General features: G+C 54.1%; 11 protein-coding genes. 9 read left to right on the forward strand and 2 right to left on the reverse strand.

Annotated features, from left to right (window positions below; translation table 11 throughout):
• From CJD38_RS11345 to CJD38_RS11385, 9 genes are read left to right on the forward strand one after another with little or no spacing between them, the layout of a single operon-like run.
• The gene (locus CJD38_RS11345; RefSeq protein WP_107940478.1) at positions 1-837 is read left to right on the forward strand and encodes an alpha/beta fold hydrolase; all 837 of its coding nucleotides are present in this window, start codon (positions 1-3) and stop codon (positions 835-837) included.
• 38 nt (positions 838-875) lie between these two features.
• Positions 876-1,634, forward strand: a complete 759-nt coding sequence (locus CJD38_RS11350; RefSeq protein ID WP_206362968.1) for a GntR family transcriptional regulator — start codon at positions 876-878, stop codon at positions 1,632-1,634.
• Positions 1,634-3,601: a bifunctional 5-dehydro-2-deoxygluconokinase/5-dehydro-2-deoxyphosphogluconate aldolase gene (locus CJD38_RS11355; RefSeq protein WP_107940480.1), complete on the forward strand. Its 1,968-nt coding sequence runs from the start codon at positions 1,634-1,636 to the stop codon at positions 3,599-3,601. The genes CJD38_RS11350 and CJD38_RS11355 overlap by 1 nt, the downstream gene beginning before the upstream one ends.
• Positions 3,598-4,497, forward strand: a complete 900-nt coding sequence (iolE, locus tag CJD38_RS11360) for a myo-inosose-2 dehydratase (protein WP_107940481.1) — start codon at positions 3,598-3,600, stop codon at positions 4,495-4,497. The genes CJD38_RS11355 and iolE overlap by 4 nt, the downstream gene beginning before the upstream one ends.
• A 10-nt stretch (positions 4,498-4,507) precedes the next feature.
• Positions 4,508-6,451: a 3D-(3,5/4)-trihydroxycyclohexane-1,2-dione acylhydrolase (decyclizing) gene (gene iolD, locus CJD38_RS11365; RefSeq protein WP_107940482.1), complete on the forward strand. Its 1,944-nt coding sequence runs from the start codon at positions 4,508-4,510 to the stop codon at positions 6,449-6,451.
• Positions 6,452-6,482: 31 nt separating this feature from the next.
• A complete protein-coding gene (iolG, locus tag CJD38_RS11370; RefSeq protein ID WP_107940483.1) occupies positions 6,483-7,493 on the forward strand; it encodes a bifunctional inositol 2-dehydrogenase/D-chiro-inositol 1-dehydrogenase in 1,011 nt (336 codons plus the stop codon).
• A gap of 13 nt (positions 7,494-7,506) precedes the next feature.
• Positions 7,507-8,304: a 5-deoxy-glucuronate isomerase gene (gene iolB / locus CJD38_RS11375; RefSeq protein ID WP_107940484.1), complete on the forward strand. Its 798-nt coding sequence runs from the start codon at positions 7,507-7,509 to the stop codon at positions 8,302-8,304.
• Between the two features lie 17 nt (positions 8,305-8,321).
• A complete protein-coding gene (locus tag CJD38_RS11380; RefSeq protein ID WP_107940485.1) occupies positions 8,322-9,842 on the forward strand; it encodes a CoA-acylating methylmalonate-semialdehyde dehydrogenase in 1,521 nt (506 codons plus the stop codon).
• Positions 9,843-9,851: 9 nt separating this feature from the next.
• Positions 9,852-10,679 (forward strand): alpha/beta fold hydrolase, encoded by an 828-nt coding sequence (locus CJD38_RS11385; RefSeq protein WP_107940486.1) that lies wholly within the window; start codon positions 9,852-9,854, stop codon positions 10,677-10,679.
• A gap of 58 nt (positions 10,680-10,737) precedes the next feature.
• Here the strand turns inward: CJD38_RS11385 and CJD38_RS11390 are convergent, their stop codons facing one another.
• Both CJD38_RS11390 and CJD38_RS11395 read right to left on the reverse strand, forming a co-directional pair.
• Positions 10,738-11,697 carry an alpha/beta hydrolase gene (locus CJD38_RS11390; RefSeq protein ID WP_161554218.1) on the reverse strand — a complete coding sequence of 320 codons (960 nt, stop codon included), beginning with the start codon at positions 11,695-11,697 and terminating at the stop codon, positions 10,738-10,740.
• Positions 11,694-12,053, reverse strand: coding sequence for a response regulator transcription factor (locus tag CJD38_RS11395; RefSeq protein WP_107940488.1), 360 nt, complete (start codon positions 12,051-12,053; stop codon positions 11,694-11,696). The genes CJD38_RS11390 and CJD38_RS11395 overlap by 4 nt, the downstream gene beginning before the upstream one ends.
• Between the last annotated feature and the right edge of the window lie 3 nt (positions 12,054-12,056).

Below are 12,056 nucleotides of genomic sequence, written 5' to 3' on the forward strand. Positions count from 1 at the left end.
ATGGGTATCGTGACTACAGCATCTGGCGCGCGCATCGCTTGGGACGCATTCGGCGATGTATCTCAGCCGCCGATGATTTTAATTCAGGGTTTCAGTGCGCAGATGGTGGGATGGCGCCCGGGCTTTTGTCAGCAGCTCGCTGATCAAGGTTTTTATGTGATTCGTTTTGACAATCGTGACGTCGGGCAATCGCAGCGATATCCGCAGGGCGGATATGCACTCAGCGATCTTGCTGATGACACCGCAGCTTTTCTCGATGCGATGGGTATCGCGTCAGCACATATCGTGGGCCAGTCGATGGGCGGCATGATCGCCCAGCTGCTGGTGCAGCAACATCCGGATCGCGTGCGCTCGTTGGGCCTGCTTTATACCGCTGCCAATGGAAGCCACTATCTCAGCCGCGATGTCATCGAAGAGAGGATGGCCAGACCTATTCCGCAGACACGCGAAGAATACGTGCCTTATTACGTAGAGAGTGAAGGGGGCTGCGCATCTTCAGGCTATCCTCAGGATATCGCTTGGTTGGCCGAAGTCGCGGGCGAGATTTGGGATCGTGGTTGGGACCCAGAAGGAACTCAGCGCCAGTTGGAAGCGTTGCTGAATGCACCAGATCGTAATCAAGCCTTGCCTGAGATCAAGGTTCCGACAACATTGATTGCGGGCAAGGATGATCAACTGATCAACTCGGACGCAACGGTCGAGATACACAAGTTAATTGCAGGATCGAAGTTGAAAATATTTCCCGGCATGGGGCACGAATTGCCACAGCCACTTTGGAGCGAGATAGCGGAACTGCTGGCAATCAATGCACGCAGCGCAAACTCGAAAGCGCTATGAACAAATTAGAAAAAAACAAAAATGTGAAGGAGATTAAATTGGAAGCCGAATATCCACTTCCGCGATCACTTTTTCTCAATATCGATCGCTCAGGCCCGATTCCGCTTTACCACCAGGTTGCTAGTCGCATCGAAGCGGCCATCGCCGACGGCAGCGTTCCGGCGGGTGCTCGAATTGATAACGAAATCGCGCTTGGCGAGCGATTGGGTTTATCGCGACCGACGATCCGCAGAGCGATTCAGGATCTCGTCGACAAGGGAATCCTCGTGCGCCGCCGCGGTATTGGCACGCAAGTGGTCCGTGGTGGCGTTACCCGCAAGCTTGAACTGACTTCGCTTTACGAAGATCTCAGTTCAGCCAAGCGTGCGCCGTCAACCAAAGTTCTCGCGCACGCACAAACTACTGCAGACGAGCTCGTTGCAACTTCACTTGGCGTGCCGGTCGGTTCACCGGTCTTACATATTCGCCGACTGCGTTTGGCTGGCGGTGTTCCCTTGGCAGTTCTGGATAACTACCTGCCAAGCGAGTTCATCGACATCAAACGTGCTGATCTAGAGCAATTTGGTTTGTACCAAGTCCTTAGCTCGCGCGGCGTTGATATCCGCATTGCAAAGCAGCGCATCGGCGCACGTACAGCAACGCTGGAAGAATCGAAGAAGCTCGGTATTGATCGAAAATCTGCTGTGCTGACGATGGAGCGTGTTGCTTTTGACAACAAAGGACACGTCGTTGAATTCGGTCAGCACGCTTACAGGCCCGACTTGTATTCGTTTGAAGTTACTCTGGTCGGCAAGTAATGACTGATACACAAGCGATGGCTGCACGCCCACTGGACTTGATTTGTCTGGGACGGCTTGCAGTCGACTTATATGCGCAGCAGGTCGGCGCACGTCTGGAAGATGTCAGCAGCTTCTCCAAGTATCTTGGAGGTTCGTCTGCCAACATCGCGTTTGGCACTGCACGGTTGGGGCTCAAGTCCGCCATGTTGAGCCGCGTCGGTGACGATCACATGGGGCGCTTCCTGACTGAAACGCTGACCAAAGAAGGTTGCGACATTCGCGGCATCAAGGTCGACAAGCAACGCCTTACTGGCATGGTGTTGCTTGGAATCAAAGACTCCAAAACCTTTCCCTTGGTGTTCTATCGCGAGAACTGCGCGGATATGGCGCTCTGCGCTGAAGACATCGACGAGAACTACATTGCATCGAGCCGCGCACTGCTAATCACAGGAACGCACTTTTCTACGGAAGGTGTTTTCGGCGCGAGCATGCGTGCGCTTGAATATGCAGCCAAGCACAGCGTGCAACGCATCTTGGATATTGATTATCGGCCAGTACTGTGGGGCCTCACCGGTAAGGCTGATGGCGAAACTCGTTTTGTCGCTAGCGATGAAGTGACGCGACACATCCAAAAGATTTTGCCGCACTTTGATTTGATTGTTGGTACTGAAGAAGAGTTCGCGATTGCAGGCGGATCGGAAGATTTAATTCAGGCGCTTTCAAATGTACGTAAGCTCACTTCTGCAACGCTCGTCGTAAAGCTCGGCGCTGAAGGTTGCGTTGTACTTCGTGGCGAAATTCCAGCGCGTCTCTCCGATGTTCCCAAGCACAGCGGCATCCAAGTTCAGGTGCTCAATGTACTGGGGGCAGGTGACGCCTTTATGTCTGGCTTCTTGAGCGGTTGGCTGCGCGGAGATTCTGATGCGAGATCCTGCGAGTTGGGCAATGCCTGCGGAGCGCTCGTGGTTTCACGCCACGCTTGTGCGCCAGCGATGCCGACGCCAGCAGAGCTCAATTACGTTCTGAATAGCGACAAGGCGATTGTTCGACCCGATCTGGACAGCGGCCTCAATCGATTGCACCGAGTGAGCATCAAGCGCAAGCAGTGGGGCCCACTATTCGTTTTTGCTTTTGATCATCGCCATCAGTTCTTCGAGTTCGCACAACAGGCGGGTGCTGATGTCGAGCGGATATCCGAACTCAAACTATTATTCGTAGAAGCCGTGCGTCAGGTACGGACGATGCTGTTGGATCAAGGTGTCGAAGGTAACGTCGGTATTCTCGCCGACGAGCGATATGGTCTTGATGCACTGAATGAAGCAACCGGGCAGGGCTGGTGGATTGGCCGACCTGTAGAGATGCAGTACTCGCGTCCGCTGGTATTCGAAGCTGGCAGATCAATTGGCAGCTCGCTAATCAAATGGCCTCAAGAACACGTTATCAAGTGCTTGGTTCAATATCACCCAGACGATGAGCCTTTGCTGCGTCTGGAACAAGAAGCACAGATCAAAGCCTTGTACGAAGCGGCTCAAATCAGCGGCCATGAAATTCTGATGGAGTTCATTCCGCCCAAGGGTCACGCGTCGACTCACGGCGATGTATTGCTGCGCTCGATGAAGCGCCTCTACAACCTCGGCATCTATCCAGATTGGTGGAAGATTGAATCGCAGCCACGCGAAGTGTGGACGCAAATTGATGCATTGATTCAAGAGCGCGATCCCTATTGCCGTGGCGTAGTCGTGCTTGGACTCAATGCCCCGTCTGATGAACTGGCCAAAGGTTTCATCGAAGCTGCCGAAAGTTCGCTATGCAAAGGCTTTGCTGTTGGCCGCACCATCTTTCAGGCGCCGAGCCAAGACTGGCTCTTCGGAAAGATTGACAACGCCACACTCATTTCTCGCGTCAGAGCGAATTTCGAATCGCTGATCAGCGCATGGCAGCTTGCTCGTAAGGCTTCTGCATCAGCTCAGGGGCAAATGTCATGATAAAAATCGGCATCAATCCGATCTCATGGAGCAATGACGATTTGCCTGCGCTAGGCGGCGAAACGCCGCTGAGCACGGCGCTAAGTGAAGGCGCGAAGATTGGCTATCAGGGCTTCGAACTCAACGGTAAGTTTCCACAGGATGCCGCCGGTGTTGGACGCGTACTGGCAGAGCATGGCTTGGAACTGGTTTCTGGTTGGTATTCTGGCGAACTCGCAACGCGATCCGCACAAGGCGAAATCAAAGCGATTGAATCGCATGTGCGAAAGATGTCTGAGAACGGCGCACGTGGACTCGTCTATGGCGAAGTCGCCAACGCCATCCAAGGCCAGCGCGTTCCGCTCAAGCAGCGACCGCGATTTCGCTCGGATGCTGCTTGGCAGGAGTACGCAGAGAAACTGAATCGTCTGGCTGCTTACACAGCGTCTCAGGGCGTCAAGCTCGGCTACCACCATCACATGGGCGCGTATATTGAATCGCCGGAGGACATTGATCGTTTGATGTCCTTGACCACAAATGATGTCGGTCTGCTCTTTGATTCCGGCCACTGCTATATGGGTGGTGGTGATCCGCTTGTCGTATTGAAGAAACACATTGACCGCGTGTGCCACGTGCACTTCAAGGACGTGCGACACGGTGTGGTGAAACTGGCCAGAAATGAGCAGTGGAGTTTTCCTGATTGCATCGTCAATGGAACGTTTACCGTGCCCAGCGACGGCGATCTGGATTTTCCTGCGATGCTCGACGTGTTGGTTGCACATGGCTACAAAGGATGGCTGGTGGTGGAGGCGGAGCAAGACCCTGCGGTCGCGCCCAGCTTTACCTACGCCAAGAAAGGATTCGATGCGATTCAGCGCATGCTGAAGGCTGCTCAAGTCCACGCACCTGCAGGCTGAGGCTCTCGCAATGACAACGTCAACGATTCGTCTCACGATGGCTCAAGCGCTGGTGAAGTTCATGGACGCGCAGTACGTCTCTGTGGATGGCGTGCAAACCAAATTCATCAAGGGCGTGTTCACGATCTTTGGTCACGGCAATGTGCTGGGCCTCGGGCAGGCATTGCAGCAGGATCCGGGTGAGTTGCTGGTACATCAGGGCCGCAGCGAGCAGGGCATGGCACATGCCGCGATTGGTTTCGCCAAGCAGAAACTGCGTCGCCAGATTTATGCCTGTACCTCATCGGTTGGGCCGGGTGCAGCGAACATGATCACCGCGGCGGCGACTGCCACAGCCAATCGCATCCCGGTGTTGTTCTTGCCGGGTGATGTCTATGCATCACGTCAGCCTGATCCTGTTCTTCAGCAGATTGAGCAGTCGCACGATTTAACGATCAGCACCAATGATGCGTTCCGTCCGGTCAGCAAATACTGGGATCGAATCACGCGGCCTGAACAAATCATGAGCGCCGCGATTAACGCGATGCGCGTGCTCACTGATCCTGCAGAGACCGGTGCGGTTACCTTGTGTCTGCCACAGGATGTGCAAGCTGAGAGCTACGACTATCCAGAATATTTCTTTGCCAAGCGAGTGCATCGACTGGATCGACGCATTCCTGTAGCTGATGCCCTTGATGAAGCAGTCGCAGCACTTCTGTCGGGATCAAAGCCGTTGCTGATCTGTGGTGGTGGCGTTCGTTATTCAGGCGCTGCGGAAGCGTTGAAGAGCTTCGCTGAGCGCTTTGCAATTCCGTTTGTTGAAACGCAGGCCGGCAAGAGCGCCATTGTCTCGGCGCACTCGTTGAACCTTGGCGGCATTGGCGAAACCGGAAGTCTTGCCGCGAATGAGATTTCGAAGGAAGCCGATATCGTGATTGGTGTGGGAACACGCTACAGCGATTTCACGACTGGATCGAAGTGGTTATTCCAGAATCCGGGCGTTCGTTTTATCAATATCAACGCCAGCGCTTTTGATGCAGGGAAGCTTGATGGCATCCAGATTGTTGCTGATGCGAAGCTCGCGCTGAATGCTTTGAGCGATGCTTTAGCTGAAGCCAAATTCAAGAGCCAATGGGGTGCCGTTCCCGCAGATGCCCGCAGCCGCTTGTTCAATGAGATTGATCGCGTGTACGCGGTTGAATACACAGAGCAGGGCTTTAAGCCAGAAGTTGAAGACTCTCTTGATAAGGCAGCATTCGATGAGTTTATTCGCCTGACCGGATCAAAGCTGACGCAGAGTCGAGTATTGGGAATTCTCAATGAACGTCTCGCCGACAACGCAGTCGTGGTTGCTGCTGCCGGTAGTCTCCCGGGAGATTTGCAGCGCGCGTGGCGCAGCAAGGGCACGGATACCTATCACGTCGAATACGGTTATTCCTGTATGGGCTACGAGGTCAACGCTGCGCTCGGCGTGAAGCTGGCTGAGCCATCGCGTGAGGTCTACGCCTTTGTTGGTGACGGCTCGTACCAGATGCTGCATTCCGAACTGGTTACGTCGATACAAGAACGTAAAAAGATCAACGTGATCCTTTTTGACAATATGGGTTTTGGTTGCATCAACAATCTGCAGTTGGGCAATGGCATGGGTAGTTTCGGGACCGAATTTCGTTTCCGTGATGAAAAGAATGGCGCCCTCGACGGAGGGTTCATTCCCATTAACTACGCGATGAGCGCTGCCGCATACGGCTGCAAGACTTATAGCGTCCGAACTGCGGACGAACTGGTCGCTGCACTTGATGACGCGGCTAAGCAAAAAGTCTCCACGCTCATCGATATCAAAGTGCTACCAAAAACCATGATCCACGGTTACGGCTCATGGTGGCGTGTTGGTGTGGCAGAGACATCCAAAAGCGACGAGACCGCCGCTGCACACGAACGCATGAAAGCGCAACTAAAGCGTGCGCGCTCTTATTAATTTCAACAATATTCAAGATCTGAGAAGTTCCATGACATTAAAGCTCGGCGTAATCGGCACAGGTGCAATCGGCGCGGACCATATCCGTCGTTGCATGCAAACGCTTTCGGGTGCGCGCGTGACTGCCGTCAACGATATCAATGCAGAGAGTGCCGCGAGCGCCGTGAAGAGCTACGCACCAAATGCCAAGGTATTTTCAGATCCGCACGCATTGATTAAATCGGATGAAGTTGACGCTGTGCTCGTGACCTCATGGGGTCCATCGCACGAAGAATTCGTGCTGGCATCCATCACCGCAGGCAAGTACGTGTTCTGCGAGAAACCACTAGCAACGACTGGCGAAGGATGCCGACATATCGTTGATGCTGAGATGAAGCATGGCAAGCGCCTGGTGCAAGTCGGATTCATGCGCCCATATGATTCCGGATACCGCGCACTGAAGGCAGTGCTCGATAGCGGCAAGATCGGCGATCCCTTGATGCTGCATTGCGCGCATCGCAACCCGCGCGTGGGAAAAAACTACAACACCGACATGGCGATCACCGACACGCTGATCCATGAACTGGATGTGTTGCGCTGGATGTTGAATGACGACTATGTGTCGGCGCAGGTGATCTTCCCGCGCAAGACGCCAAAGTCGTTACCGCATCTTCGTGATCCGCAGATTGTTCTGCTCGAAACAGCAAAGGGCACGCGTATCGACGTCGAGATTTTCGTCAATTGCCAATACGGCTACGACATTCAGTGCGAGATCGTCGGCGAGCTCGGCATTGCCAAATTGCCTGAGCCTTCTGCGGTTCTGCTGCGTAGTGAAGCCGCTCGTTCCGAAGAAATCCTTACCGATTGGAAGGAGCGCTTCATCGGCGCCTATGACGTCGAACTCCAAGACTTCATTGATGGTGTTCGCAGCGACAAGCTGCGCGGCCCATCGGCATGGTCTGGCTATGCAGCCGCAGTTGCTGCCGACGTGTGTATCAAGGCGCAGGTCAGTGGCGCGGTCGAGCCCATCAACTTGCCTGCACAGCCAGCCTTCTACAACTGATAAGGGCGCAACGATGAGTCTCTTGGTCAAAGGTAGTTCTGTTGGTCAGAAGATCGTCGAGGTCACGCCAGAGTCTGCGCGTTGGAAATATGTGGGCTTCTCGGCTTTCCGTCTAGAAGCAGGTGAAAGCATTAGTTTTGACGCCAGCAAGCGCGAGCAATGCTTCGTTGTACTTCAAGGCAATGTGACGATTGATATCGGTTCGATGGCCTGGCGCGAGATTGGTACTCGCAACAGTGTGTTTGATGATGTCTCTCCAGCCGCAGTCTATTTGCCTGCGGGGCATGCAGTCACCGTCACGGCACATTGCAATGCAGAGATTGCTATCGCGAGCGCGCCAGCAAGCCGATCAGACCTCGCGCCACGTTTGATCAAACCTGAGGACATGAATCGATCCGTACGCGGGCAGGGCAGTAACACGCGCTACATCTGCGACATTCTTCCGGCGACCGAAGTGGCGGATAGCCTGTTGGTGGTTGAAGTCCGTACGCCTGCCGGTCATTCATCCAGCTATCCCCCGCATAAGCACGATCAAGACGCGATTCCGGTCGAGAGCGTGCTTGAAGAAACTTATTACCACCGACTGAACCCTTCGCAGGGTTTTGCTTTTCAACGTGTGTACACCGACGACAGATCGATCGACGAATCGATGGCTGTCGAAGATCACGGCGTCGTCATGGTGCCGCGCGGCTATCACCCGGTTGTGATGCCGCACGGATACGAAGGCTACTACCTCAATGTCATGGCTGGTCCCAAACGGCAGTGGCACTTCAAGAATGATCCTTCTCACGAATGGCTCATCAAGACTTGATTCAATAGGAACAACAAATGTCATCTATTCTAAAAGGCGCTGCCGATACGGCTGCGCTACAGCACTACATCAATGGCGAATTCGTCGCGAGCGTTTCAGATCGCAGCGCACCGGTGTTCAATCCATCCACGGGCCAGGTGTCTGCTACGGTTCCTTTGGCTAGCACCGCTGAAGTTGATCGCGCCGTTGAAGCCGCTTATGCAGCATTCCCTGCTTGGGCTGAGACTTCGCCACTGAAGCGCTCACGTGTGATGTTCAAGTTCAAAGAACTGCTGGAAAAGCACCGCGATGAACTCGCCGCCATCATTGTTCGCGAGCACGGCAAAGTATTCTCAGACGCACAGGGTGAAGTGACGCGCGGATTGGAAGTTGTGGAATTCGCTTGTGGCATTCCTCAGCTACTCAAAGGCGAATTCACCGAGCAGGTTGCAGGTGGCATTGACGCTTGGACCATCCGTCAGCCTTTGGGCGTATGTGCGGGCATCACGCCATTCAATTTTCCAGTGATGGTGCCGATGTGGATGATTCCGATGGCTATCGCTTGCGGAAACACCTTCGTACTCAAGCCTTCTGAGCGTGATCCGTCCGCCAGCTTGTTGATCGCTGATCTGCTCACGCAGGCCGGCTTGCCAAAGGGCGTCTTCAACGTCGTTCATGGCGACAAGGAAGCAGTCGACGCGCTGTTGAATAATCCGAAAGTTGAGGCCATCAGCTTCGTCGGCTCCACGCCAATCGCGCAATACATTTACGGCACCGGTACTGCCCAAGGTAAGCGCGTGCAGGCACTGGGCGGCGCCAAGAATCATATGGTGGTGATGCCTGATGCTGATCTTGATGTAACCGTCGATGCGTTGATGGGCGCAGCTTATGGCTCAGCGGGTGAACGTTGCATGGCGATCTCGGTTGCCGTTGCCGTTGGCGATATCGCAGACAAGTTGGTCGCCATGCTCGCTGAACGCACACGTGCATTGGTCATTGATCAGGGTATGAATCCAAAAGCAGAAATGGGCCCGCTGGTCACCGGCGTTCATCGTGACAAGGTTGTCGGCTATATCGATGCAGGCGTTGCCGAAGGCGCAGAACTGGTCGTGGATGGCCGCGGGATTAGCGTTGCTGGTCTTGAAAATGGTTTCTTCGTTGGCGGAACGCTGTTTGATCACGTGAAGCGCGACATGAAGATTTACAAGGAAGAAATCTTTGGGCCTGTGCTTGCGGTTGTCCGCGTGCCGGACTTCGCCACTGCACTTGATCTGATCAACGACAACGAATTTGGTAACGGCGTAGCAATCTTTACGCGCGATGGCGGCACAGCACGTGAATTTGGTCATCGCGTGAAAGTCGGCATGGTCGGTATCAACGTGCCGATTCCCGTGCCAATGGCTTTCCACAGCTTTGGCGGTTGGAAGCGCAGCCTGTTTGGGGATCACCATGCGCACGGCCCTGAGTCGGTTCGTTTCTACACGCGACACAAAGCACTCACGCAGCGATGGCCGACAGTACGTAGCGGCGCTGAGTTTGCAATGCCGACGATGAAGTAGGGAGAACACATGCTCACAGTCGAAACTACGCTGCCATTTCCTGAAGTCTACGAGGGCGGCTCAGGTGAAATCATGGTTCTCGTGCATGGATTCACCGAAACCTGGCGCGTATGGATTCCAATCCTGAAATTGTTGGAGCCGCATTACCGCATCATTGCGCCAACGTTGCCGGGTCACATTGGTGGACTCCCAATAAATGAGCCTGGCAGTCCCAAAGCTATTTTTGATTTGCTTGAAAAACAACTTCGTGAACGCGGCATCACGCAAGCTCATTTTGTCGGTCAATCGCTCGGTGGTTGGGCTGCGCTCGAAATGGCACGACGTGGCATCGCGCGCTCAGCGATGGGTCTTTCTCCTGCAGGCGGCTTTCGTGACGGACAAGTGACGGTCGAGTTTAAGAAAAAATCTCGTCTGATCCTCAAAGTCTTACCATACGTAATTCCACTCGTATTGTTTGCGGCTCGTTTCCCTCGACTTAGAAAAATGATTCTTGCAGGAGACATGCAAAATGGTGATCGCGCCCCATACGCGGTCGTGAAAGACAGGCTCACTCGCGTCAAGAAAATGACGATCATCGAAGAGTTTCTGGATGCAGATTTAAGTCCGATGAAGCCGCTGCCTGCCGACAACAAGGTTCCGTTGCGAGTGGTCTGGTGCGAAAAAGATACAACGCTGCGTTTCGATGAATGTGGCCAGCCTTTACTCGATGCGCTGGGACTGAAGACTCACGGTGTACTGAAGGGCTGCGGACACAATCCGATGTTTGATGATCCTGAAGCCGTCGCTAAAGAAATTCTCGACTTTGCGCGTTCTGTTGAGCGTGATGAGAAAAAGTAATCGACTGCTGCTTCAATAAAAAAGGGCCGTCAGGCCCTTTTTTTATTGATTAAAACTATTATTTGGCTAGCGCCGAAATTTCGTTGCTGATCTCGTTGATGCCTTCTTTAGCAGCATAGGCGAGGCGAGGGATGAAGAAGAAGCCGTGTGGCATGCGCAGATAGTTGATGTAGCGCGTGCGTACGCCAGCGTCGGAAAGCTTGCGTGCATAGCGCGCGCCATCGTCGCGTAGCGGATCGATATCGGCGGTGATGATCAGTGCTGGTGGCAGTGATGATGGATTCTCTGCGAACCAGGGTGATATCAGTGGATCGGTAAGTTCTGCGTTGCCGCGATACATTTCCATCAGACGCCTGCCATTTTCCTTTTCAAGTCCCGGCTGATCGATGCTCGCCCATGATTCGCCTGACAGCGTTGCATCGAGCGCGGGATAGATCAGCGTTTGGTGCGTAATGAAAGGATGGCCGCGGCGTGCGCATATGACGGTCAGCGCCGCAGCAAGATTGCCGCCTGCGCTTTCACCCATGATGGCGATTCCGGCAGACGGCATCGGCCCCAGGGTTGAGTCGTTTGCGAGCCATTGGATGGCGTCGTCGCAATCTTCAAGTCCACCGGGGAAGGGTGTTTCAGGTGCGAGTCGATAATCGACTGACACGATCATGCATTGCGCTTGGCGGCTCACACTTGCACACAGATGATCGAGTGTCTCGAGTCCGCCGTGAATCCATCCGCCGCCATGAAGGAACAGCACACGTGGGCAGTTTGGATTGAGCTTGGGTGGCAGATAGGTTTTGAGATTGATCGGACCTGAGCGTCCTTGAATTGTGCTTCTGACCTGAGTGACATCTGCGGGCAGTGGCAGCGTCATCCAGTTGGCTGCACGCATGGCGTTGCGAACGGCCAGTGGTTGAGCGACAGATTTTTCTACGCTGCCACCAAGGCCCAGCCAACGCAAGAAGCGGAACATCGCGTAAAGCGAGCGCAGACGAACGCCTTTGAGTTTTTGTTTCTGTGTCACGCTTGTTCTCCGGCTTTCCACGGTGCATCTGCCGACGTGGGCTCCCATAGTGTATGCACACGACCGCATGTGCAGATCGAAGTGACGACGGGTTTTATTTGTTCCTGCAGTCTTGCTTGTTTGAGTGCTTGTTCGCGAGTGCTCACACCATATTTCTGGTAGCAGTTCTTGAGATGCCAAGTAACGGTGCCGGATGAAATGCCGAGCGTCTGGGCGATTCCTTTGTTCGACAGCCCTTGGCCAGCGAGACCCAGCACTTCGCGTTCGCGAACAGTGAGCTCTGCACGAGCGAGAGAGCTGGCACGCATGCGTTCGCTACGTGAGTCTGAGATCGTGATGGCGGGGTTAGTGAGCATGCT

Origin of the sequence: Stenotrophobium rhamnosiphilum (assembly GCF_003052265.1) — a bacterium.
In the GTDB taxonomy this organism is placed as follows: domain Bacteria; phylum Pseudomonadota; class Gammaproteobacteria; order Nevskiales; family Nevskiaceae; genus Stenotrophobium; species Stenotrophobium rhamnosiphilum.